The organism is Pseudomonas sp. HLMP (genome assembly GCF_046365545.1).
Lineage (GTDB): Bacteria > Pseudomonadota > Gammaproteobacteria > Pseudomonadales > Pseudomonadaceae > Aquipseudomonas > Aquipseudomonas guariconensis_B.
On the sequence record NZ_JBDLLR010000001.1, the window covers coordinates 317,833 to 339,111 of the forward strand.

Annotated in this window: 23 protein-coding genes; 16 read left to right on the forward strand and 7 right to left on the reverse strand. The window is 65.1% G+C overall.

All coding sequences use genetic code 11. The features are described 5' to 3' along the window. The first annotated feature begins 83 nt into the window (after positions 1-83). Positions 84-650 carry a sugar O-acetyltransferase gene (locus tag ABFA30_RS01620; RefSeq protein ID WP_225787616.1) on the forward strand — a complete coding sequence of 189 codons (567 nt, stop codon included), beginning with the start codon at positions 84-86 and terminating at the stop codon, positions 648-650. Here the strand turns inward: ABFA30_RS01620 and ABFA30_RS01625 are convergent. Then, positions 629-1,198 carry a DUF6436 domain-containing protein gene (locus tag ABFA30_RS01625; protein WP_225787615.1) on the reverse strand — a complete coding sequence of 190 codons (570 nt, stop codon included), beginning with the start codon at positions 1,196-1,198 and terminating at the stop codon, positions 629-631. The genes ABFA30_RS01620 and ABFA30_RS01625 overlap by 22 nt on opposite strands. 118 nt (positions 1,199-1,316) lie before the next feature. Here ABFA30_RS01625 and ABFA30_RS01630 point away from each other — a divergent pair, with 118 nt between their 5' ends. Then, entirely contained in the window at positions 1,317-2,243 is a 927-nt protein-coding gene (locus ABFA30_RS01630; protein WP_225787614.1) for an alpha/beta hydrolase, read from the forward strand. On the opposite strand, the gene ABFA30_RS01635 is transcribed toward ABFA30_RS01630, so the two are convergent. Beyond that, positions 2,244-2,996, reverse strand: coding sequence for a DUF2059 domain-containing protein (locus ABFA30_RS01635; RefSeq protein ID WP_225787613.1), 753 nt, complete (start codon positions 2,994-2,996; stop codon positions 2,244-2,246). It abuts the gene before it with no gap. A gap of 113 nt (positions 2,997-3,109) precedes the next feature. Between ABFA30_RS01635 and ABFA30_RS01640 the strand changes: the two genes are divergently transcribed. Both ABFA30_RS01640 and ABFA30_RS01645 read left to right on the forward strand, forming a co-directional pair. Then, entirely contained in the window at positions 3,110-3,730 is a 621-nt protein-coding gene (locus ABFA30_RS01640; protein ID WP_410045096.1) for a 2OG-Fe(II) oxygenase, read from the forward strand. Continuing rightward, positions 3,720-4,220 (forward strand): DUF523 domain-containing protein, encoded by a 501-nt coding sequence (locus ABFA30_RS01645; RefSeq protein WP_253079871.1) that lies wholly within the window; start codon positions 3,720-3,722, stop codon positions 4,218-4,220. The genes ABFA30_RS01640 and ABFA30_RS01645 overlap by 11 nt, the downstream gene beginning before the upstream one ends. Before the next feature lie 41 nt (positions 4,221-4,261). On the opposite strand, the gene ABFA30_RS01650 is transcribed toward ABFA30_RS01645, so the two are convergent. Continuing rightward, entirely contained in the window at positions 4,262-4,744 is a 483-nt protein-coding gene (locus ABFA30_RS01650; RefSeq protein ID WP_410045097.1) for a transporter substrate-binding domain-containing protein, read from the reverse strand. A gap of 204 nt (positions 4,745-4,948) precedes the next feature. Here ABFA30_RS01650 and ABFA30_RS01655 point away from each other — a divergent pair, with 204 nt between their 5' ends. After that, on the forward strand, positions 4,949-5,425 hold the full coding sequence (locus ABFA30_RS01655; protein ID WP_225787610.1) for a DUF4399 domain-containing protein: 477 nt from the start codon (positions 4,949-4,951) through the stop codon (positions 5,423-5,425). Positions 5,426-5,574: 149 nt separating this feature from the next. Here the strand turns inward: ABFA30_RS01655 and serA are convergent, their stop codons facing one another. Continuing rightward, the gene (gene serA / locus ABFA30_RS01660; protein WP_225787609.1) at positions 5,575-6,804 is read right to left on the reverse strand and encodes a phosphoglycerate dehydrogenase; all 1,230 of its coding nucleotides are present in this window, start codon (positions 6,802-6,804) and stop codon (positions 5,575-5,577) included. A 169-nt stretch (positions 6,805-6,973) separates the two neighbouring features. Between serA and ABFA30_RS01665 the strand changes: the two genes are divergently transcribed. The 4 genes from ABFA30_RS01665 to ABFA30_RS01680 all read left to right on the forward strand — a co-directional run bounded on the left by ABFA30_RS01665 (position 6,974) and on the right by ABFA30_RS01680 (position 11,141). Next, on the forward strand, positions 6,974-8,371 hold the full coding sequence (locus tag ABFA30_RS01665; RefSeq protein ID WP_253079842.1) for an FAD-binding oxidoreductase: 1,398 nt from the start codon (positions 6,974-6,976) through the stop codon (positions 8,369-8,371). A 20-nt stretch (positions 8,372-8,391) separates the two neighbouring features. Beyond that, positions 8,392-9,057 (forward strand): fumarylacetoacetate hydrolase family protein, encoded by a 666-nt coding sequence (locus ABFA30_RS01670; protein WP_225787607.1) that lies wholly within the window; start codon positions 8,392-8,394, stop codon positions 9,055-9,057. Between the two features lie 156 nt (positions 9,058-9,213). Beyond that, positions 9,214-10,140 carry an SdiA-regulated domain-containing protein gene (locus ABFA30_RS01675; RefSeq protein WP_253079843.1) on the forward strand — a complete coding sequence of 309 codons (927 nt, stop codon included), beginning with the start codon at positions 9,214-9,216 and terminating at the stop codon, positions 10,138-10,140. Positions 10,141-10,229: 89 nt separating this feature from the next. After that, the gene (locus ABFA30_RS01680; protein WP_225787605.1) at positions 10,230-11,141 is read left to right on the forward strand and encodes an SdiA-regulated domain-containing protein; all 912 of its coding nucleotides are present in this window, start codon (positions 10,230-10,232) and stop codon (positions 11,139-11,141) included. Positions 11,142-11,262: 121 nt separating this feature from the next. Here the strand turns inward: ABFA30_RS01680 and rpiA are convergent, their stop codons facing one another. After that, on the reverse strand, positions 11,263-11,937 hold the full coding sequence (rpiA, locus tag ABFA30_RS01685) for a ribose-5-phosphate isomerase RpiA (protein ID WP_225787604.1): 675 nt from the start codon (positions 11,935-11,937) through the stop codon (positions 11,263-11,265). A gap of 134 nt (positions 11,938-12,071) precedes the next feature. On the opposite strand from rpiA, the gene ilvA reads away from it, so the two are divergent. The 4 genes from ilvA (at position 12,072) to ptsP (ending at position 17,034) form a co-directional block, all read left to right on the forward strand. Then, entirely contained in the window at positions 12,072-13,586 is a 1,515-nt protein-coding gene (gene ilvA, locus ABFA30_RS01690; protein WP_253090973.1) for a threonine ammonia-lyase, biosynthetic, read from the forward strand. 38 nt (positions 13,587-13,624) lie between these two features. Continuing rightward, a complete protein-coding gene (locus tag ABFA30_RS01695) occupies positions 13,625-14,050 on the forward strand; it encodes a DUF2269 domain-containing protein (protein ID WP_253079844.1) in 426 nt (141 codons plus the stop codon). Positions 14,051-14,252: 202 nt separating this feature from the next. Then, a complete protein-coding gene (locus ABFA30_RS01700; protein ID WP_225787601.1) occupies positions 14,253-14,732 on the forward strand; it encodes an RNA pyrophosphohydrolase in 480 nt (159 codons plus the stop codon). 22 nt (positions 14,733-14,754) lie between these two features. After that, on the forward strand, positions 14,755-17,034 hold the full coding sequence (ptsP, locus tag ABFA30_RS01705; RefSeq protein ID WP_225787600.1) for a phosphoenolpyruvate--protein phosphotransferase: 2,280 nt from the start codon (positions 14,755-14,757) through the stop codon (positions 17,032-17,034). Between the two features lie 181 nt (positions 17,035-17,215). Here the strand turns inward: ptsP and ABFA30_RS01710 are convergent, their stop codons facing one another. Further along, on the reverse strand, positions 17,216-17,962 hold the full coding sequence (locus tag ABFA30_RS01710; protein ID WP_225787599.1) for an NRDE family protein: 747 nt from the start codon (positions 17,960-17,962) through the stop codon (positions 17,216-17,218). Positions 17,963-18,093: 131 nt separating this feature from the next. Between ABFA30_RS01710 and ABFA30_RS01715 the strand changes: the two genes are divergently transcribed. Genes ABFA30_RS01715 through ABFA30_RS01725 form a run of 3 tightly spaced genes read left to right on the forward strand, consistent with a single transcriptional unit; the run spans position 18,094 to position 20,736 of the window. Beyond that, positions 18,094-18,876, forward strand: a complete 783-nt coding sequence (locus ABFA30_RS01715; RefSeq protein WP_225787598.1) for a sulfite exporter TauE/SafE family protein — start codon at positions 18,094-18,096, stop codon at positions 18,874-18,876. Positions 18,877-18,905: 29 nt separating this feature from the next. Further along, positions 18,906-19,715, forward strand: a complete 810-nt coding sequence (gene lgt, locus ABFA30_RS01720; RefSeq protein ID WP_225787597.1) for a prolipoprotein diacylglyceryl transferase — start codon at positions 18,906-18,908, stop codon at positions 19,713-19,715. A 49-nt stretch (positions 19,716-19,764) separates the two neighbouring features. Next, complete coding sequence (locus ABFA30_RS01725) at positions 19,765-20,736, forward strand: thymidylate synthase (RefSeq protein ID WP_225787596.1); 972 nt, start codon at positions 19,765-19,767, stop codon at positions 20,734-20,736. A gap of 90 nt (positions 20,737-20,826) precedes the next feature. On the opposite strand, the gene cadR is transcribed toward ABFA30_RS01725, so the two are convergent. Continuing rightward, entirely contained in the window at positions 20,827-21,270 is a 444-nt protein-coding gene (gene cadR, locus ABFA30_RS01730) for a Cd(II)/Pb(II)-responsive transcriptional regulator (RefSeq protein WP_225787595.1), read from the reverse strand. Positions 21,271-21,279: the final 9 nt, after the last annotated feature.

The window sequence follows — 21,279 nt, forward strand, 5'->3', positions numbered from 1 at the left end:
AAACTCCTTGTGCATTCGGGCAGAAATTGTGGTCCGATCATCGGCGCAATCGCGAACTGAGACTAGTCCTGAAAGGAGTTTGCATGGCTCTCAGCGAAAAACAGAAGATGCTCAGCGGCCAGCTCTATCACGCCAGCTGTCCTGAACTGCAGGCAGAACAGATCGCCAACAAGCATTGGATGCACCGTTACAACGCCAGCGTCGAGCTGCTCAACGACGCGCGCCATGGCCTGTTGGTCGAGCATTTCGCCCAGGTTGGCGAAGGGGCGGTGATCCGCCCGCCATTCTATTGCGACTACGGCTACAACATCAGTGTCGGTGCCAACACCTTCATGAACTTCAACTGCGTGATCCTCGACGTGCTGCCCGTGCGCATCGGTGCCGACTGCCAGATCGGCCCGGCCGTACAGATCTACACCGCCGATCACCCGCTCGACCCTGAGGTACGCCGCACAGGGTTGGAAAGCGGGCGGCCGGTCACGATCGGCGACAACGTCTGGATCGGTGGCGGGGCGATCATCCTGCCGGGTGTGACCATCGGCGACAACGCCGTGGTCGGCGCAGGGAGCGTGGTCACTCGCGATGTGCCGGCCGGAGCCGTCGTGGTGGGCAACCCCGCACGGGTGCGTCAGCCGGCCCAGGGGCAGTAGCAGCCTACCGCCAGGGTGTTGGAGGCATTGACCTGGCGGCCGTCGATGAGCGCCTTGAGGATTGGCTCGACGAAGCTGTTGCTGGCATTGCACACGGCACCCTCGCTGTAGGGGCCGAAGTAGGCCAGGCGACCCTGGTGATCCCAGATGGCCACGGCGGGGCTGGCGGGCAGGCGCTCGCTGCCGGGCAGTTGCGTCAGGGGCTGCAAGGCGCCCAGGTCGGCCGGTGGTTGGCCATGGCTGCCGGGCTTGGACAGCACGTGGAAGGTGACACCCTGGGCGGCGAAGCGTTCGACCAACTCGCCCAGGTGCTGCTGGTTGCCGACGTTGCACGGGCAGCCTGGGTCCCAGAAGTGCACCACGCGGATCGGGCCTGGGCCGGCCAGCTCGGCGGGCAGGCGCAATTGGCTGCCGTCGAACAGCGTGGCCTGGCTGTCGAAAGGGCGCAGGTAGCGGGACTGGAAGCTGTCGTAGGCCCACCAGAGGGCGGCGGCGCAGAGCAGAACGGCGAGCAGGGTCAGCAGTCGTTTGAGGGGTCGTGGAGCCATGAGTTGTCCGCAAGGGCCTGGGGCCCGGCCTGTCTTGCCCGTTGCAAAGGTGCTCCAGCTTGCCACGACGAGGCCCAGAGCTGAATATCGCAGATCAATACTCGCTCCGGATGTACCGATGCCCGCCTCATTCCACCCCGATCTGCTGCGCGCCAGCCTGTCTCCCCTCGCGCATCGCCAACCCCTGTCGGCCCAGGCCGGCGACTACCAGCGCTACTACGGCCTGGACCTGCCGGCACAGAGCTGGCTGGGCAGCTTCCGGGCCGCGGGGTTCGAGCTGGTCGGGCAAGTCTGGTTGCCTGAGGCGCCGGTGGCGACCTTGTTCCTGCTGCACGGTTACTACGATCACATGGGCCTGTACCGTCATGTGATCGAGTGGGCCTTGCAGCAAGGTTTCGCGGTAATCAGCTGCGACCTGCCAGGCCATGGGCTGTCCAGCGGCGAGCGTGCCAGCATCGCCGACTTCGGCCTCTACCAGCAGACGCTCGATGCCCTGTTCGAACAGGCACGCGACCTCGACCTGCCACGCCCCTGGCACCTGTGCGGGCAGAGTACCGGCGGCGCGATCGCGGTGGATCATCTCCTGCACCGTGGCGAACAGAGCCCGGTCGATGGCCAGGTGATCCTGCTGGCCCCCTTGGTGCGGCCACGGGCCTGGTACTGGTCGAAATTCAGCTATTGCGTGCTGCGCCACTTCGTCAATGGCATCGAGCGGCGTTTCACCGACAACAGCAGCGACCCGGCCTTCCTGCCCTTCCTCGAGGCCGACCCGCTGCAGCCCAGGCGCCTGCCGACCGCCTGGGTCGGGGCGCTGGTGGCCTGGGTCAAGCGTATCGAGGCGGCGCCGCATAGCCTGCGCCGGCCTTTGATCGTGCAAGGGGAAGCGGACGCCACGGTGGACTGGCCCTACAACCTCAAGGTACTCAAGGCCAAGTTCGCCGAACCGCAGATCCTCATGCTGCCCGAGGCACGCCACCATCTGGCCAACGAGCTGCCGGGCATCCGCCAGCGCTACTTCAGTTTCATCGACCAGCGCCTGGGCTGATCACTGCAGGTCGGCGGTGCTCTGGCCTACCGCCAGGCCTGCGCGTACCGCCGCCAGGGCCGCCTTGTAGTAGGCCTGGCCCTCCGTGGATTCGGCAAAGGTGGCGAACGCCTCCAGCTCGGTATCGGACAGATCCCGGTAGACGTACAGCAGGGTATTGTTCAGGTCTTCGCCGATCTGCTGCATCAAGCGCTGACGCTGGCCATCGAGCAGGCCCTGGGCCTGGCCTGCGCCGAACAGGCCGGGGATCATCGAGCTGAGACTGTCGGCCGCCACGCCGGCGATCGCCAGGCTGACCTCGGCACCGGCTTCGCGGGCCGGCAGGGCCTGGGCCAGGTGACCGATGATCAGCAGGCGGTCGTCGCTGGCCTGGACCTTCGGCAGCCCCTTGGCGTGCTTGGCCAGTTGGTCCTTGCGGGTGGCCAGCAGCTCGGCGGCCACCACCTTGCGGCCGAGCGGCGACTGGAAGAACGCCAGGGCGGGCGTGGGATTCGCCAGGTTGGCGCGCAGTTGCGCCTGGGCGCGACGGTCCATGGCCTGGGGCTGGAAGCGTTGGTTGCTGTTGCTGACCAGCGCCTGGTAGACCGCAGGCGGCAGGCTGTTGCGGTAGCGCTGCTGGGCGGCGTTCACGGCATCGATGAAATGGGCGCGCTGGTCGGGCCAGCCGGCGGCCTTGTACAACTGGTCGAGGGTGTCTGCCCAGACAGGCATGGTGCAGATCATCAGCAGAAGCAGGGAAAACAAGCGGCGCATTCAGGACTCCTGTCGGCAGGTCGCTATTGTCCTTGGCGTGGCGGGGCTTTGTCGAGACGCAATGGCGACCGTCGGCCAAGTGGCGCTGGAGGGCTTCGGGGCGAGTGGCTATCATGCGCGCCATGCACACTTCATCCGAACATCCCCTGCGTTGGGCCATCGTCGACGACCTGGCGTCCCGTGGCTGGAGCCGGCAGGACGCCGTCCTGCCGCCAGGCCTGCTGCGCCAGCTTGCCTTCGAGTGCCGTCAACGCGAACTGAGCCCGGCCAGCGTCGGCCGTGGCGCCGGCCAGGAGGTCCGCGAAGCGATCCGTGGCGACCGCATCCAGTGGCTCGAAGCGGGCCAGTCCGAGGCCTGCGACCAGTATCTGGCGGCCATGGACGATCTGCGTCAGGCGCTGAACCAGGGCCTGTACCTGGGCCTGGAGGACTTCGAGTGCCATTTCGCCCTGTATCCGCCGGGTGCGTTCTACCGTCGGCACCTGGACCGCTTCCGCGATGACGACCGACGCACCGTTTCGGCGATCCTCTACCTCAACGAAGACTGGCAGCCCGAGGACGGTGGCCAGTTGCGCATGTTCCTCGCCGACGAGGTGGTGCACGACGTGCAGCCGCAGGCCGGGTGCCTGGTGGTGTTCCTCTCCGGCGACATCCCCCACGAAGTCCTGCCGGCCGGGCGTGAGCGCCTGTCGCTGACCGGCTGGTTCCGCCGCCGTGGCAACGATCCGTTCTGACCTGCCGAAGGTCCTGGTCAGCGCGTGCCTGCTGGGCCAGCCGGTGCGCTACGACGGGCGTGACAGTGGCCATCCGGGCCTGCTGCAACGCTGGCAGGCCGAGGGGCGCGTGGTGCCGCTCTGCCCGGAGGTGGCGGGCGGCTTGCCGACGCCGCGTCCGCCTGCGGAGATTCTGGGCGGGCAGGGCGCGCAAGTGCTGGAGGGGCAGGTACAGGTGCTGACGGTCGGTGGCGAGGATGTCAGCGAGGCCTTTCTCGCCGGTGCCCGGCAGGCCCTGGAGCTGGTGCGCCGGTATGGGATCCGGGTGGCGGTGCTCAAGTCCGGCAGTCCGTCCTGTGGCAATCGGCTGACCTACGACGGTAGCTTCAGCGGCGTGAAGGTGGCGGGTGAAGGGGTGACCACGGCGTTGTTGCGACGGGAAGGGGTGCAGGTGTTCAGCGAGCTGGAGCTGGAAGCGGCGCAGCAGGTGCTGGATGGGATAGCCCTGTAGCTGGGGCCGCTTTGCAGCCCCAGCGCTGGAACGCCGAAAGCCTACGGTTCATTCGCTGCCCGCCCCTCGAGCCACTTCTGCTCCAGCGCCGCCAGCCGTCCATCCGCCTCGATCCGCTGCAGGGCGTTGTTCACCGCGCTCTCGAAGGCCGGGTTGTCTTTCTGGAAAGGAATCACCAGGCTCTTGCGGCCATAGGGCTGGCTGAGGTCCAGTGCGCCGTCGGTTTTCTGTTCGGCGCCTGTCTGGTTGAGGGCGATGTCGTACTTGCCGTTCTCCACGCCCGGCAGCATGTCATCGGCGGTCGTTTCGATGAACTCCACGCGCACGTCCAGCTCGTTGGCCAGGGCCTGGCCAAGCTCGATCTCGAAACCGGTCAGGTGCTCGTTTTCCCTGTAGGCATAGGGCGGCGTGTCGGCCTGTACGGCAATGCGCAGCTCGCCCCGGTCATTGACCTCGTCTATCAGTTCGGCCTGGGCCAATGGGCTGATCAGTGCTGCCAGCAGTACGCCAATGGTCAAACGCATGGATGCTCCCTTTCCTGTGCGGTGGGTGAATGGCCTTCGCCGCGACGCAGGCTATGACCTCGACACCTTGGCGATGTTTAGGCCTTGCGGAAATATTTCTGGCGGCGCCGAAGGACACCTTTGGCCACAATTGGACTATGTTGAACTACCGCTGCCATTCGTTAAACCGGTAGCGGTCAATGAAGTGAATCACAGGAGAAGTGAATGAACAGCCTATTTTCGCGTGCTGCCGTTGCCGGCCTGCTGATGGGGGCGTCGGTGTTCGCCAGCGCCGCGGATGCCCTGAAGAGCCAGGAGCCGCCGGAGGGCGCCAAGGTCTTCATCGTTTCCCCCGCCGACGGTGCGACGGTCGAGAAGACCTTCACGGTCAAGTTCGGTATCGAGGGCATGGACCTCAAGCCTGCGGGTGATGCGACCCCTCATACTGGCCACCATCACCTGCTGGTGGACGTGAACGAGGCGCCTGCCGCCGACCAGCCGTTGCCCACCAGCCTGATGCCGGAGAACAACCAGCCGCTGCCGGCTGGTCCGCAAGTGCTGCACTTCGGCAAGGCGCAGACCGAAGCGACCATCACCCTGGCGCCGGGCAAGCACACCCTGCAATTGGTGCTGGGGGATCTGTACCACGTGCCGTTCAAGCCGAGCGTGGAATCGCAGAAGATCACCGTCGACGTCAAATAATGCTGATGGGGGCGCTCGGCGGTATTAGGGGCCGCTGAGCGCCCCATCGCCGGCAAGCCGGCTCCCACAAGGTGGCGCCACTCTTGAGATCGGCGCCCAACCTGTAGGAGCTGGCTTGCCAGCGATGGGCTGCAACGCAGCCCTTGGGATCAGAACAGTACGCGGGAGCGGATGGTGCCCTTGACGTGCTGGAGTTTCTCCTGGGCCAGATCGGAGTACTCGGCATCCACGTCGATGACCACGTAACCCACTTTCTCGTCGGTCTGCAGGAACTGGCCGGAGATGTTGATGCCGTTTTCGGCGAACACCTTGTTGATTTCGCTGAGCACGCCCGGGATGTTCTGGTGGATGTGCAGCAGGCGGTGCTTGCCCGGGTGCGCCGGCAGGGCCACTTCCGGGAAGTTGACCGACGATACCGAGGTACCGTTGTCGCTGTACTTGACCAGCTTCTCGGCCACTTCCAGGCCGATGTTGGCCTGGGCCTCGGCGGTGGAACCACCGATGTGCGGGGTCAGGATCACGTTGTCCAGGCCACGCAGTGGGCTTTCGAACTGCTCGTCGTTGGAGCGCGGCTCGACCGGGAACACGTCGATGGCAGCGCCGATCAGGTGCTTGTCCTTGATCGCGGCGGCCAGGTGGTCCAGCTCGACTACGGTGCCACGGGCGGCGTTGATGAGGATCGAGCCCTTCTTCATCGCGCGGATTTCCTTCTCGCCGATCATCCACTGGGTGGAGGGCAGCTCAGGCACGTGCAGCGAGACGATGTCGGCCAGGCCCAGCAGTTCGTGCAGGCTGGTCACCTGGGTGGCGTTGCCTAGCGGCAGCTTGGTCAGCGGGTCGTAGAAGTAGACCTGCATACCCAGGCTTTCGGCCAGGACCGACAGTTGGGTGCCGATCGAGCCGTAGCCGACGATGCCCAGCTTCTTGCCACGGATCTCGAAGGAGTTGGCCGCGCTCTTGATCCAGCCGCCACGGTGGCAGGAGGCGTTCTTCTCGGGGATGCCGCGCAGCAGCAGGATGGCTTCGGCCAGCACCAGCTCGGCGACGGAGCGGGTGTTGGAGTAGGGCGCGTTGAACACGGCGATGCCGCGCTCGCGGGCCGCGTTGAGGTCGACCTGGTTGGTACCGATGCAGAAGCAGCCGACCGCGACCAGTTTCTTCGCGCAGTCGAAGATCTCTTCAGTCAGTTGGGTGCGCGAGCGGATGCCGATGAAATGGGCATCGGCGATCTTTTCCTTCAGCTCGGCTTCCGGCAAGGAACCAGTGAGGTACTCGATGTTGGTGTACCCGGCAGCCTTGAGGGTATCGACCGCATTCTGGTGGACACCTTCAAGAAGAAGGAACCTGATCTTGCTCTTTTCGAGAGAAGTCTTGCTCATCTGCGTAAACCTGTATCCCGGAGAAAAAATGGCAGGGGGTGAAGCGGCGCGGCGTCGGCCTTAGCACGAACAGCGGGAGGGCTATGCTAGCATACGCGACACAATCTGAGCTTATCCCGACAGGTGAAGAGTGCTCAGGGTGACTATGAATAGTTCGAGAGTTCTACCGATGACCCAAGCCGCGGTACTTGATGAGCTGATGACCCTGGTCGACCCTGGCAAGGTCCTCACCGACCCGGCCTCGCTGGAGGCCTACGGCAAGGATTGGACCAAGCATTTTCCGCCCGCACCCAGCGCCATCGTCTTCCCCAAGACCATCGAGCAGGTGCAGGCCATCGTCCTGTGGGCCAACCGGCACAGGGTGGCGCTGGTGCCTTCGGGCGGGCGCACCGGCCTGTCGGGAGCCGCGGTCGCCGCCCATGGCGAGGTGGTGGTGGCCTTCGACTACATGAACCGGATCCTCGACTTCAACGCCTTCGACCGCACCGTGGTGTGCGAGCCGGGCGTGGTCACCCGCCAGTTGCAGCAGTTCGCCGAGGACAACGGCCTTTATTACCCAGTGGATTTCGCCTCGTCCGGTTCGAGCCAGATCGGCGGCAACATCGGCACCAATGCCGGTGGGATCAAGGTCATTCGCTATGGCATGACCCGCAACTGGGTCGCCGGCCTCAAGGTGGTGACCGGCAAGGGCGAACTGCTGGAGCTGAACAAGGACCTGATCAAGAACGCCACCGGCTACGACCTGCGCCAGCTGTTCATCGGCGCCGAGGGCACCCTGGGCTTCGTGGTCGAGGCGACCATGCGCCTGGAGCGCACCCCGCGCAACCTCACCGCCATGGTGCTGGGCACGCCGGACTTCGACTCGATCATGCCGGTATTGCATGCATTCCAGGGCCGGCTCGACCTGACCGCCTTCGAGTTCTTCTCCGACAAGGCCCTGGCCAAGGTCATGGGCCGCGGCGACGTGCCGCCGCCATTCGACACCGCCTGCCCGTTCTACGCCTTGCTGGAGTTCGAGGCCAGCACCGAGCAGGTGGCCAATGAAGCCCTCGCCACCTTCGAGCACTGCGTCGAGCAGGGCTGGGTGCTCGACGGCGTCATGAGCCAGAGCGAGACCCAGCTGAAGAACCTGTGGAAGCTGCGCGAGTACATCTCCGAGACCATCTCCCACTGGACGCCCTACAAGAACGACATTTCAGTCACCGTGTCCAAGGTGCCGGCGTTCCTGCGCGACATCGATGCTATCGTCGGCGAGCACTACCCGGACTTCGAGGTGGTCTGGTACGGCCACATCGGCGACGGCAACCTGCACCTGAACATCCTCAAGCCCGACGACATGGCCAGGGACGAGTTCTTCGCCCGCTGCGCGACGGTCAACAAATGGGTGTTCGAGATCGTCGAGCGCTACAACGGTTCGATCTCCGCCGAGCACGGCGTGGGCATGACCAAGCGCGACTACCTGGGCTATAGCCGCTCACCGGCGGAAATCGCCTGCATGAAGGCGATAAAGGCGGTATTCGACCCGAACGGCATCATGAATCCGGGTAAGATCTTCGCTCCTGAATAAAAAGCAGTGAGGAGTCGGCCATGAGTTACCAGCACCAGTACCTAGACGGCACACGCATCCACTTCCCCCTGGGCAAGGTGGTGTGCATTGGCCGCAACTATGCCGAACATGCCAAGGAGCTGGACAACCCCATTCCCAGCGAGCCGCTGCTGTTCATCAAGCCGGGTAGTTGCGTGGTGCCCCTGGACGATGGCTTCAAGATCCCGACCGACCGGGGCGCGGTGCACTACGAGGCGGAAATCGCCGTGCTGCTGGGCAAGCCGCTGTCCACGCACCCGACCGAAGAGGAAGTGCGCGATGCCATCTCCGGCTTCGCCCCGGCGCTGGACCTGACCTTGCGCGAGGTCCAGGCCAAGCTCAAGGAAAAGGGCCTGCCCTGGGAGCTGGCCAAGAGTTTCGATGGCGCCTGTGTGTTGCCGCCTTTCGTGGTCGCCGACTGCTTCGAGGACCTGGCCGACATCGGCATCCGCCTGTCGATCAACGGTGAAGTCCGCCAGGATGGCAACAGCGCGATGATGCTCAACCCTATCGTGCCGATCATCCAGCACATCGCCGCGCACTTTTCCCTGCAGCCGGGCGACGTGATTCTCACCGGTACCCCGGCCGGCGTCGGCCCACTGAATGTGGGCGATGAGCTGGTGCTGGAACTTCCGGGCGCGAGCCGGTTCGAAAGCCGCGTGCTCTGATCTTGTGGCGACGGCAGCCCTAGGGCTGCCATCGTGCGCCGTGCCCGCCTGGCGGTGTTTTGCCGTTTTTTTCACAAATGATCCGGATAATGCACGCGATAACGTCCATTCGCCGGTGTTAGGGAGAACTCGGCCAGCCTCCAGGAACTACCTTAAATGGCATTTTCTTCCAGTGCTTCCCTTCCTCCGCTGCGCAAGCGTGGCGTTCTCCTGCGTTGGCAATTCTGGCTGCTCCTGGCCGTGGTGGTGGGCTATGGCTTGTCCGTGGCCATGCACTGGGACGATCGTGGCCTGCTGTGGGTGCAGGAACGTTTCGAAAGCACGCTCGAGCGCCGCGAAAGCGTGTGGCTGCCGGACTACGTGGCGGACATCGACGCCAAGGTCCTGCCGGGGATGGAAGACGACGAGGCCTCCGACCTGGCCTTCAACCCGCATACCCGTACCCTGTTCGCGGTCATGGGCAAGAACCCCTTCCTGGTCGAGCTGAGCCTCGACGGCGATGTGCTGCGCAAGATGCCGCTGGTCGGCTGGAGCAATCCGGAAGGGGTCGCCGTCATGCAAGACGGGCAACTGGCGATCGTCGACGAGCGTGAGCACGACCTCACCCTGGTGACGGTGGATGCCCACACCACGTCGCTGAAGTACGCCGATTTCCAGCACTACGACCTGGGCGAGTCGGTGAAGAGCAACAAAGGGTTCGAAGCGGTCGCCTGGGACCCGCAGCAGCGGCGCCTGGTGATCGGCGAGGAGCGGCCGCCGAAGCTGTTCACCTGGGGTGTGGATGAGCGTGGTGCGCTCAAGGGCGAGAAACAGGTGCTGCCCAATGACGAGCTCGACCTGCGCAATCTTTCTGCCTTGAGCGTCGATCCGCGCACGGGCCACCTGCTGGTGTTGTCGGCCGATTCCAACATGCTGCTGGAGCTGGACGAGAAGGGCGAGCAAGTCAGCTTCATGACGGTGCTGGGTGGCTTCAACGGCCTTAAGGAAACTATCCCACGGGCCGAGGGCGTCGCCATGGACGACCGCGGCAACCTGTACATGGTGAGCGAACCCGATCTTTTCTATCGTTTCAGGAAGCACTGACGCCATCATCCGGTTTTCGATGCTGGCATTTAAGCTTTACTTCAGCTGTTCGTGGTTAGATTCGTGCCTCCTTTGTCGAGTCTGCCTTCATGCGCCGTCCATCACGTCTTACCCGGTTGGTTGTTTTCCTGGCCCTGGCCGTCCTGCTTCTGCTGGGCGTGGCGGCCCATGAGTTTCGCTTGTTCGAGCGCGGCTGGTTCAATCTCAAGACCTGGTGGCAGCCTGCCGAGCAGAGCATCGGTCTGGATCGCTATCGCGCGGTGATCCAGGCCCAGCCCATAGAAGGGCTGGACGACGATATCTCGGCGCTGACCTACGACCCTGATCGCAAGACCCTGTTCACCGTTACCAACCAGCGCGCGGAGCTGATCGAGCTGTCGCTGGACGGGCGCATCCTGCGCCGGGTGCCGCTGACGGGGTTTGGCGACCCGGAGGCGGTGGAGTATGTCGGACCCAACAGCTACGTGATCACCGATGAGCGCCAGCAGCGGTTGATCCGAGTGCATCTGGACGACGACACCCTGTTTCTCGACGCCAAGGATGCCGAGCAACTGACCCTCGCTATCGGTCGCAGCGGCAACAAGGGCTTCGAGGGCCTGGCCTACGATTCGGCGGGCAAGCGCCTGTTCGTGGCCAAGGAGCGCGACCCGATGATGATCTACGAGATCCATGGTTTTCCCCACGACAATGCCGGGCAGCCCTATGCCGTGCACGTGGTGCAGGACCGCAAGCGTGATTCGCGGCTGTTCGTGCGGGACCTGTCGAGCCTGCAGTTCGACGAGCGCAGCGGGCACCTGCTGGCGCTGTCGGACGAGTCTCGGCTGGTGGTGGAACTGGATGTGAAGGGCAAGCCGTTGAGCACCCTGTCGCTGAACAAGGGGTTCCAGGGCTTGGAACGCAGCGTGCCGCAGGCGGAGGGGATCGCCATGGACGATGCCGGGACCATCTACCTGGTCAGTGAACCGAACCTGTTCTACGTGTTCCGCCAGCCGGCCGATTGAGGCGGGGCCTGGGCTGGCCAATTCGCCGGCAAGCCCCTACTGGCTCGAGGGCAACGGTGAACCTGTGTGGGGCTGCTTGCCGGCGATGGGCTGCAAGGCAGCCCTAATTCAAGTGACTGGCTTACTCGGCCGTGAGGGTCTTCACGCCTTCGGCGGTGCCCAGCAGCAGCAGGTCGGCCGGCCGTGCCGCGAACAGGCCATTGGTCACCACGCCGACGATGGCGTTGATCTGGCGCTCCAGGCCTACCGGGTCGGTGATCTGCAGGTTGTGCACATCGAGGATGACGTTGCCGTTGTCGGTCACCACGCCTTCGCGGTACACAGGATCGCCCCCCAGCTTGACCAGTTGGCGCGCCACATGGCTGCGGGCCATCGGGATCACCTCGACCGGCAGCGGGAAGGCGCCCAGTACCGGGACCAGCTTGCTGGCATCGGCGATGCAGATGAAGGTCTTGGCCACCGCCGCGACGATCTTCTCGCGGGTCAGGGCCGCGCCGCCACCCTTGATCAGGTTCAGGTGCGCGTCGCTTTCGTCGGCGCCATCGACGTAGAACTCCAGCTCGCTGACGCTGTTCAGCTCGTAGACCGGGATGCCATGGCCCTTCAGGCGTTCGGCGGTGGCCTCGGAGCTGGCGACGGCGCCGTCGAAGGCGGTCTTGTGCTTGGCCAGGGCGTCGATGAAGAAGTTGGCGGTCGAACCGGTACCGACGCCGACGACGCTTTTCTCATCCAGCTTGGGCAGAATGAAGTCGACGGCGGCCTGGGCGACGGCCTGTTTGAGTTGGTCCTGGGTCATGCGGGCTCCGGGAGGGGCGGGGGCGGTTGGAAATTCGCCTAGTATAACGGCTCGTACGGCTTTGCTGTGGTCGCCCGACGCAGCGCTGGGGTAGACTCCCTGGCCTTGTCCCGCGGCCCAGTGATGCTTTCCCGATGCTCGAACAGTACGTCAAGAAGATCCTCACCTCGCGCGTCTACGACGTCGCGGTCGAAACCCCGCTGCAGAGCGCCAGCCAGCTGAGCAAGCGGCTGGGCAACCAGGTCCTGCTCAAGCGCGAGGACCTGCAGCCGGTGTTTTCCTTCAAGATCCGCGGGGCCTACAACAAGCTGGCGCAACTGAGCCCGGAGGAACTGGCCCACGGCGTGGTCACCGCATCGGCTGGCAACCATGCCCAGGGCGTGGCCCTGGCGGCGCGCGAGCTGGGTATCAAGGCGACCATCGTGATGCCCAAGACCACCCCGGAGATCAAGATCGAGGGCGTTCGCTCCCGGGGCGGCAAGGTGGTGCTGCATGGCGACTCCTTCCCCGAGGCGCTGGCCTACTCGCTGAAGCTGGTCGAGGAAAAGGGCTACGTCTATATCCATCCCTATGACGATCCACACACCATCGCCGGGCAGGGCACCGTGGCCATGGAAATCCTGCGCCAGCACCCGGGCCGATTGGACGCGATCTTCGTGCCGGTCGGCGGTGGCGGCCTGATCGCCGGTATCGCCGCCTATGTGAAGTACCTGCGCCCGGACATCAAGATCATCGGCGTCGAGCCGGACGACTCCAACTGCCTGCAGGCCGCCATGGCTGCCGGCGAGCGCGTGGTGCTGCCGCAGGTGGGGCTGTTCGCCGATGGCGTGGCGGTGGCGCAGATCGGCCAGCACACCTTCGACATCTGCAGGCACCATGTGGACGAGGTGGTGACCGTCAGTACCGACGAGATCTGCGCGGCAATCAAGGATATCTACGACGATACCCGCTCGATCACCGAACCTGCCGGCGCCTTGGGCGTGGCCGGCATCAAGCGCTACGTCGAGCTCCACGGCGTGACGGGGCAGACCCTGGTGGCCATCGACTCGGGGGCCAACGTCAACTTCGACCGCCTGCGCCACGTGGCCGAGCGCGCCGAGCTGGGCGAAAAGCGCGAAGCGATCATCGCCGTGACCATCCCCGAGCGCCCGGGCAGCTTCAAGGCCTTCTGCGAGGCCATCGGCAAGCGCCAGATCACCGAGTTCAACTACCGCTACCACGCCGACAAGGAGGCGCATATCTTCGTCGGCGTGCAGACCCACCCGGAAACCGACCCGCGGGCGGCGCTGGTGCAGCACCTGATCGATCAGGGTTTCCCCGTCACCGACCTGACCGACAACGAACTGGCCAAGCTGCACATCCGCCATATGGTCGGCGGCCACTCCGCCAGCGTCAGCGACGAAATCGTGCTGCGCTTCGAGTTCCCCGAGCGGCCGGGTGCGCTGTTCAACTTCCTCAACAAGCTGGGCGGGCGCTGGAACATCTCCATGTTCCACTACCGCAACCACGGCGCGGCCGATGGCCGTGTGGTCGCGGGCCTGCAGGTGCCGGACGACGAACGCCACCTGGTACCGGCGGCCCTGGCCAAGATCGGCTATCCATACTGGGACGAGACCGACAACCCGGCTTATACGCTGTTCCTGGGTTGAGTAGCTAAGCTTGGCGTAACGCTCAAGGACGTGAAGACATGGAATACCTGACCACGCTCAAGACCCTGCATATTCTCAGCACCGTGCTGCTGCTCCTCGGTGGCCTGGGGCTGGCCGTCTGGACCTGGCGTGCGCGCCGGCGCGGCGATGTCGAGGCCTATGGCAAGTTGCTGCGCCGGCCGTTGTTGTTCGTCTGGTTGGTGATGGGGGTGTGCCTGGTGAGCATGCCGTTCACCGGCTGGTGGCTGGTGCACCTGATCGGCTGGCCCCTGGGGCAGACCTGGGTGTTGGCGTCCAGCGTCATCTACACCCTCGGAGCCTTCAGCGCCTGGTGGTTGTTGGTGCGGCTGAACCGGCTGCGCAAGGCTGAGCCTACCGGGTTGCGCTTCACCTTGGCGCTGGCGGTGTTCAGCGGGGTGTGCTTCCTCTCCATCGCCGGGCTGATGGGCGCCAAGCCGGTCTAGATCCTTGGGGCTGCCAGGCCGCCCCAAGGCCATGCTCGATGATCCGATGCCCCAGACACATTCCGGCCACCTGTTCGGCATCCCGGGGATGCCCGTGCAACACCGACCTTCCACCTCGCCGCACATAAGCTCGGCGGGCGCGTTGCTGCGCTCGTGAGCTTTGTGGAACAATGCGTTGACATGCGTTTGCGAGGTTGCTGCCGTGATCGACCCGGATGGTTTTCGCCCCAATGTCGGGATCATTCTCACGAATGATGCCGGGCAGGTGCTATGGGCTCGGCGGATCAACCAGGATGCCTGGCAATTTCCCCAGGGTGGCATCAACCCTGACGAGACGCCGGAAGACGCCCTGTACCGCGAGCTGAACGAAGAAGTTGGCCTGGAACGCGAGGATGTGGAAATACTTGCCTGCACCCGTGGCTGGTTGCGTTATCGTTTACCCCAGCGCCTGGTGCGCACCCACAGCCAGCCGCTGTGCATCGGCCAGAAGCAGAAGTGGTTCCTGCTGCGCCTGGTGACCAACGAGCAGCGGGTGCGCATGGACCTGACCGGCAAACCGGAGTTCGACGGCTGGCGCTGGGTCAGCTATTGGTATCCGCTGGGCCAGGTGGTGACCTTCAAGCGCGAGGTGTACCGGCGCGCCCTGAAAGAGCTAGCCCCGCGCCTGCTGACGCGCGACTGAAGACGGAGTCCGACCCCGAGCCATGCTCAATACGCTGCGCAAGATCGTCCAGGAAGTGAACTCCGCCAAAGATCTCAAGACGGCGCTGGGGATCATTGTCTTGCGCGTCAAGGAAGCCATGGGCAGCCAGGTCTGCTCGGTGTACCTGCTCGACCCGGACACCAACCGTTTCGTGCTGATGGCCACCGAGGGCCTGAACAAGCGCTCCATCGGCAAGGTCAGCATGGCCCCCAACGAGGGCCTGGTCGGCCTGGTCGGGACCCGGGAAGAGCCGTTGAACCTGGAGAACGCCGCCGCCCACCCCCGTTACCGCTACTTCGCCGAGACCGGCGAGGAGCGCTTCGCCTCCTTCCTGGGTGCGCCGATCATCCACCACCGCCGTGTGGTCGGGGTGCTGGTCATCCAGCAAAAGGAGCGCCGCCAGTTCGACGAGGGCGAGGAAGCCTTCCTGGTCACCATGAGCGCCCAGCTCGCCGGCGTCATCGCCCATGCCGAGGCCACAGGCTCGATCCGTGGCCTCGGTCGCCAGGGCAAGGGCATCCAGGAGGCGCGCTTCGTCGGCGTGCCGGGCTCGCCGGGCGCGGCCGTCGGACGGGCCCTGGTCATGCTGCCGCCGGCCGACCTGGAGGTGGTCCCGGACAAGACCGTCGATGACATCGACACCGAACTCAAGCTGTTCAACAACGCCCTCGAGGGTGTGCGTGCCGACATGCGCAAGCTGTCGGCCAAGCTCGCCACCCAGTTGCGCCCGGAAGAACGGGCGCTGTTCGACGTCTACCTGATGATGCTCGACGATGCCGCCCTGGGTGGCGAGGTGATCGAGGTCATCAAGACTGGCCAGTGGGCCCAAGGCGCCCTGCGCCAGGTGGTTGGCGAGCACGTCAACCGCTTCGAGCTGATGGACGACGACTACCTGCGCGAGCGCGCCTCGGACGTCAAGGACCTGGGCCGGCGCCTGCTAGCCTATCTTCAGGAAGCCCGCTCGCTGTCGCTGGTGTACCCGGACAATACCATCCTGGTCAGCGAGGAGCTGACCCCGGCCATGCTCGGCGAGGTGCCGGAAGGCAAGCTGGTGGGCCTGGTCTCGGTGCTCGGCTCGGGCAACTCCCACGTGGCGATCCTGGCCAGGGCCATGGGTATCCCCACGGTCATGGGCGTGGTCGACCTGCCGTATTCGAAGGTCGACGGCATCGAGATGATCGTCGACGGCTACAAGGGCGAGGTGTTCACCAACCCGGGCGAGGTATTGCGCAAGCAGTACAGCGACGTGGTCGAGGAGGAGCGCCAGCTGGCCCAGGGCCTGGACGCCCTGCGCGAGTTGCCGTGCGTCACCCCGGATGGCCATCGCATGCCGCTGTGGGTCAACACCGGCCTGCTCGCTGACGTGGCCCGCGCCCAGCAGCGTGGCGCCGAGGGCGTCGGCTTGTACCGCACCGAAGTGCCGTTCATGATCAACCAGCGCTTCCCCAGCGAAAAGGAGCAGTTGGCGATCTACCGCGAGCAACTGGCGGCGTTCCACCCGTTGCCGGTGACCATGCGCACCCTCGACATCGGCGGCGACAAGGCGCTTTCGTACTTCCCGATCAAGGAAGAGAACCCGTTCCTGGGCTGGCGTGGTATCCGCGTCACCCTCGATCACCCGGAGATATTCCTGGTCCAGACCCGCGCCATGCTCAAGGCCAGCGAGGGGCTGAACAACCTGCGCATCCTGCTGCCGATGATTTCCGGCATCCACGAACTGGAAGAAGCCCTGCACCTGATCCACCGTGCCTGGGGCGAGGTGCGCGACGAGGGCACCGACGTGCCGATGCCGCCGGTCGGGGTGATGGTCGAGATCCCCGCCGCGGTCTACCAGACCCGGGAACTGGCGCGGCAGGTGGACTTCCTCTCGGTCGGTTCCAACGACCTGACCCAGTACCTGCTGGCCGTCGACCGCAACAACCCACGGGTCGCCGACCTGTACGACTACCTTCATCCGGCGGTGCTGCAGGCCCTGTTGACGGTGGTCCGCGAGGCCCACGGCGAAGGCAAGCCGGTGAGCATCTGTGGCGAGATGGCCGGCGACCCGGCGGCGGCCGTGTTGTTGATGGCGATGGGGTTCGACAGCCTGTCGATGAACGCCACCAACCTGCCCAAGGTCAAGTGGATGCTGCGCCAGATCAACATGAGCAAGGCCAAGGAGCTGCTGACCGAAGCCTTGGCCCATGACAACCCGCAGGTCATCCACAGTTCATTGCAACTGGCGCTGAAGAACCTGGGGCTGGCGCGAATGATCGGGCCTGGGGCCAACAAGACGCTGTAGGCATCGTTGGGGCTCTGTATGCTGGGGCTGCTTTGCAGCCATCGCCGGCAAGCCGGCTCCCACAGGGACGTGCAAACCGCATCATTCGTGATCGACTCGACCTTGTGGGAGTCGGCTTGCCGGCGATGGGGCGCGAAGCGGCCCCGAATGGCAGCAGAAAAGCTAACTGACCGGCACCGGCTCAGACCAGTAGCTCCACTTCCCCGAGGTGCCCGCCAAAGGGCCCGAAGCTGCGTTCGATGATCCGTCTTTTCCCCTGGTCATCGACGATCAACACGGTACTGGCCCGCGTCCCATAGTTCTGGCTGGCGATGAACACGCTCGACAACAGCTTCTCCGTGGCCAGGCCCACCCCGGTTTCCGGCAATTCCGTCTCCGCTGCAGGCTCAGCATCGGCCAGCAATGCCAGCAGCCGCTGCGGCTCGGGCGACCCGAGCAAGCCCTCCAGCCCGCTGCGTGCCTTGAGCAGCTTGGGCCACGGCGTATCCAGCCCGGCATTGGACAGCCCGTACACCCCAGGGCCCAACAAGCGCGGCGCGGCCTCGCGGGCATGCAGGTAACCCAGGCGTTCGCCATCGCCCACCAGCAGGTTGAAGCCGGAATACTGGGTGCTGCGGCTGGCCACCTGATCGAGATACGCCTCCATGCCCGAGTCGCCGCGCAGGTAGCCCGCCACCAGCTCGCCCCGTGAACGAGGCCCCGGGGGCGAACTGGGGTCACGAATGTTGGTCAGGGCGGCGAAGCGCCCGCCGGGCCCGACGCCGAGCCAGGTCCCGCCGGCCTCCAGATCGCGTCCGGCATGTACGCCCGGGGCGTCCTCCCAGGCGGCCAGGGCCTGGGTCGGCCGGGCATAGAACTCGTCACGGTTGGCCGCGACGATCAGCGGCAGGGCATGCCCTGGCCGCCAGGCGAATACGATCAGGCACATGGCATGGCCTCGTTGTTTTCCGCCACTCTACCCATTGCGCCTGCCTCTATCCATCATCTGACACAGACTTCACTAGAGCCCTGGGGTCGGCTTCCGTTACCATGCCGGATTGTTTTCCTGGGGGGCGACGAATGGAGTTCGTACTCTATCTGCTGTTGGGCGCATGCGCCGGCGTGCTGGCCGGGCTGTTCGGCGTGGGTGGCGGCATCATCATCGTGCCGGTGCTGGTGTTCAGCTTCACCTTGCAGGGCTTCGACCCCGCCGTGCTGACCCACCTGGCGGTCGGTACCTCGCTGGCGACCATCGTCTTCACCTCGATCAACGCCGTGCTGGAGCACCAGCGCAAGGGCGCGGTGCGCTGGCCGATCTTCGCCTGGATGACCCTGGGCATCCTCATCGGTGCCGGCATCGGTGCCAAGACCGCCTCGTTGATCCAGGGCCCCATGCTGCAGAAGATCATCGGCGTGTTCGCCTTGGTCATCGCCGCGCAGATGGCCCTCGACCTCAAGCCCAAGGCCAGCCGCGGTATCCCCGGCAAGCCGATGCTGGCCGCCGCCGGTGGGGTGATCGGCTGGGCCTCGGCGATCTTCGGCATCGGTGGCGGCTCGCTGACCGTGCCGTTCCTGACCTGGCGCAGCCTGCCGATGCAGCAGGCGGTGGCCACGTCCTCGGCCTGCGGCCTGCCGATCGCCCTGGCCAGTGCCCTGGGCTTCATGTGGCTCGGCTGGCACGAGGCGCACCTGCCGGCCCACAGCCTGGGCTACGTCTACCTGCCGGCGCTGGTCGGCATCGCCGTGACCAGCATGTTCTTCGCCCGCTTCGGCGCGCGCCTGGCGCACAGGCTGTCGCCGCGGCTGCTCAAGCGCCTGTTCGCCGCGCTGCTGTTCTGCGTTGGCCTGAGCTTCTTGATCTAGCTTCCTGATTCGAACCGAGAGGACCCTACATGCTGCCTTACCCGCAGATCGACCCCGTGGCCATCGCCATCGGGCCGCTGAAAATCCACTGGTACGGCTTGATGTACCTGATCGGCATCGGCGGTGCCTGGCTGCTCGCCTCGCGCCGGCTGAAGCGCTTCGACCCCACCTGGAACCGCGAGAAGCTCTCCGACCTGGTGTTCTGGTTGTCGATGGGGGTGATCGTCGGCGGGCGCCTGGGCTACGTGCTGTTCTACGACTTGCACGCCTACCTGGCCAACCCGACGCTGATCCTCGAAGTGTGGAAGGGCGGCATGTCATTCCACGGTGGCTTCATCGGCGTGATGTTGGCGGCGCTGTGGTTCGGCAAGCGCCACAACAAGTCGTTCTTCGAGCTGATGGACTTCGTCGCCCCGCTGGTGCCGATCGGCCTGGGGGCCGGGCGCATCGGCAACTTCATCAACGCCGAGCTGTGGGGCAAGCCGACCGACGTGCCCTGGGCGATGATCTTCCCGCCGTTCAGCGACCCCGCCCAATTGCCGCGCCACCCGTCGCAGCTGTACCAGTTCGCCCTGGAAGGTGTGGCACTATTCCTGATTCTCTGGGCGTTCTCGCGCAAGCCGCGTCCCACCATGGCGGTGTCGGGCATGTTCGCCCTGTTCTACGGCATCTTCCGCTTCATCGTCGAGTTCGTCCGGGTACCGGATGCCCAGCTCGGCTACATCGCCTTCGGCTGGCTGACCATGGGCCAGTTGCTCTGCGTGCCGATGATCCTTGGTGGCATCGGCCTGATCTGGTGGGCCTATCACCGTACACCCACGGCCAAGGCCGCCGCTTGAATCCATGCGGCAGGGGCGATCCCCCTGCCGTCCTTGCTACAGGTAAGCCATGAAACAGTATCTAGATCTGGTCCGTGACGTCATCGAGAACGGCACCCTGCAGGAGAACCGCACCGGCATCCGCACCATCAGCCTGCCGGGCGCCATGCTGCGCTTCGACCTGCAGAAGGGCTTTCCGGCCATCACCACGCGCAAGCTGGCGTTCAAGTCGGCGATCGGCGAGATGGTCGGTTTCTTGCGCGGCGTGAAGAACGCCGGGCAGTTCCGTGAGCTGGGCTGCAAGGTCTGGGACCAGAATGCCAACGAGAATGCCCAGTGGCTGGCCAACCCGTTCCGCCAGGGGCATGACGACCTGGGTGAGATCTACGGCGTGCAATGGCGCCAGTGGCCGGGCTACAAGCGCATTCCGCTGAGCAATCCGGCGGCCATCGCGATGGCCGAGGGGCAGGGCTTTCGCAAGATCGCCCAGGACGAGGAAGACGGCCAGGCGTTCGTCATCCTGTACAAGGCCATCGACCAGGTGCGCCAGTGCCTGGACACCATCGCCAACGACCCGGGCAGCCGGCGCATCCTGTTCCATGGCTGGAACTGCGCCCAGCTCGACGAGATGGCCCTGCCGCCGTGCCACCTGCTGTACCAGTTCCACCCGAATGTCGAGACGAAGGAGATTTCCCTGACCCTCTACATCCGTTCCAACGACCTGGGCCTGGGCACGCCGTTCAACCTCACCGAGGGTGCGGCATTGCTGTCGCTGTTCGGCCGCCTGACCGGCTACACGCCGCGCTGGTTCACCTACTTCATCGGCGATGCCCATGTGTACGAGAACCACCTGGAGATGCTCAACGAGCAGCTCAAGCGCGAGCCGCTGGCGGCGCCGAAGCTGGTGATCAGCGATCGCGTGCCGGCGTTCGCCGAGACGGGCAAGTACGAACCTGAGTGGCTGGAGAAGATCGAGCCAAGCGATTTCAGCCTCGAGGGGTATGAGCACCATGCGCCGATGACGGCGCCGATGGCGGTCTGACGGATCGCATTGGGGCTGCAAGGCAGCCCACTGGCGGCAGAAAGTCTCGACTGATCGGCGTGCCCCGCGCCTACATTCGCAGGCCAGGGCTCAATGCCCGTGACTGCGCCCCACGTGCGAATGCTCCGCCTCCGGTACGGTCACCGCGCCGTTCGTCTCCAGCCGCTGCAGGATCGCGCACTCCGACCCCTGCGCATTGCAGCGTTGACGCAATTCCACCAGTTGCGCCTGCAGCGCCATCAAGCCATCGATCCGTGCCTGCACATGCTCGATATGCTCGTCGATCAGCGCATTGACGCTGCCGCACGCGCCTTCGGGGCTGTCGCGCAGGCTCAGCAGGCTGCGGATTTCGTCCAGGGTCATGTCCAGGGTGCGGCAATTGCGGATGAACGTCAGGCGCTCCACGTGGGCCTGGGTGTAGAGCCGGTAGTTCCCTTCGGTGCGAGCCGGTGCCGGCAGCAGTTGCTCGCGCTCGTAGTAACGGATGGTCTCGACGGGGCAGTCGGTGGCCTTGGCCAGTTCTCCGATCTTCATTGGCAATCT

Bases quoted from the DNA above. Each gene is read 5' to 3' on its own strand.
- cadR (WP_225787595.1), bottom strand. From the start codon at position 21,270: ATGAAGATCGGAGAACTGGCCAAGGCCACCGACTGCCCCGTCGAGACC.
- ABFA30_RS01725 (WP_225787596.1), top strand. From the start codon at position 19,765: ATGAAACAGTATCTAGATCTGGTCCGTGACGTCATCGAGAACGGCACC.
- ABFA30_RS01630 (WP_225787614.1), top strand. From the start codon at position 1,317: ATGCCCGCCTCATTCCACCCCGATCTGCTGCGCGCCAGCCTGTCTCCC.
- ABFA30_RS01625 (WP_225787615.1), bottom strand. From the start codon at position 1,198: ATGGCTCCACGACCCCTCAAACGACTGCTGACCCTGCTCGCCGTTCTG.
- ABFA30_RS01680 (WP_225787605.1), top strand. From the start codon at position 10,230: ATGCGCCGTCCATCACGTCTTACCCGGTTGGTTGTTTTCCTGGCCCTG.
- ABFA30_RS01675 (WP_253079843.1), top strand. From the start codon at position 9,214: ATGGCATTTTCTTCCAGTGCTTCCCTTCCTCCGCTGCGCAAGCGTGGC.
- ABFA30_RS01640 (WP_410045096.1), top strand. From the start codon at position 3,110: ATGCGCGCCATGCACACTTCATCCGAACATCCCCTGCGTTGGGCCATC.
- ABFA30_RS01650 (WP_410045097.1), bottom strand. From the start codon at position 4,744: ATGCGTTTGACCATTGGCGTACTGCTGGCAGCACTGATCAGCCCATTG.
- ABFA30_RS01670 (WP_225787607.1), top strand. From the start codon at position 8,392: ATGAGTTACCAGCACCAGTACCTAGACGGCACACGCATCCACTTCCCC.
- ilvA (WP_253090973.1), top strand. From the start codon at position 12,072: ATGCTCGAACAGTACGTCAAGAAGATCCTCACCTCGCGCGTCTACGAC.
- ABFA30_RS01715 (WP_225787598.1), top strand. From the start codon at position 18,094: ATGGAGTTCGTACTCTATCTGCTGTTGGGCGCATGCGCCGGCGTGCTG.
- ABFA30_RS01620 (WP_225787616.1), top strand. From the start codon at position 84: ATGGCTCTCAGCGAAAAACAGAAGATGCTCAGCGGCCAGCTCTATCAC.
- lgt (WP_225787597.1), top strand. From the start codon at position 18,906: ATGCTGCCTTACCCGCAGATCGACCCCGTGGCCATCGCCATCGGGCCG.
- serA (WP_225787609.1), bottom strand. From the start codon at position 6,804: ATGAGCAAGACTTCTCTCGAAAAGAGCAAGATCAGGTTCCTTCTTCTT.
- rpiA (WP_225787604.1), bottom strand. From the start codon at position 11,937: ATGACCCAGGACCAACTCAAACAGGCCGTCGCCCAGGCCGCCGTCGAC.
- ABFA30_RS01710 (WP_225787599.1), bottom strand. From the start codon at position 17,962: ATGTGCCTGATCGTATTCGCCTGGCGGCCAGGGCATGCCCTGCCGCTG.
- ptsP (WP_225787600.1), top strand. From the start codon at position 14,755: ATGCTCAATACGCTGCGCAAGATCGTCCAGGAAGTGAACTCCGCCAAA.
- ABFA30_RS01695 (WP_253079844.1), top strand. From the start codon at position 13,625: ATGGAATACCTGACCACGCTCAAGACCCTGCATATTCTCAGCACCGTG.
- ABFA30_RS01665 (WP_253079842.1), top strand. From the start codon at position 6,974: ATGACCCAAGCCGCGGTACTTGATGAGCTGATGACCCTGGTCGACCCT.
- ABFA30_RS01655 (WP_225787610.1), top strand. From the start codon at position 4,949: ATGAACAGCCTATTTTCGCGTGCTGCCGTTGCCGGCCTGCTGATGGGG.
- ABFA30_RS01635 (WP_225787613.1), bottom strand. From the start codon at position 2,996: ATGCGCCGCTTGTTTTCCCTGCTTCTGCTGATGATCTGCACCATGCCT.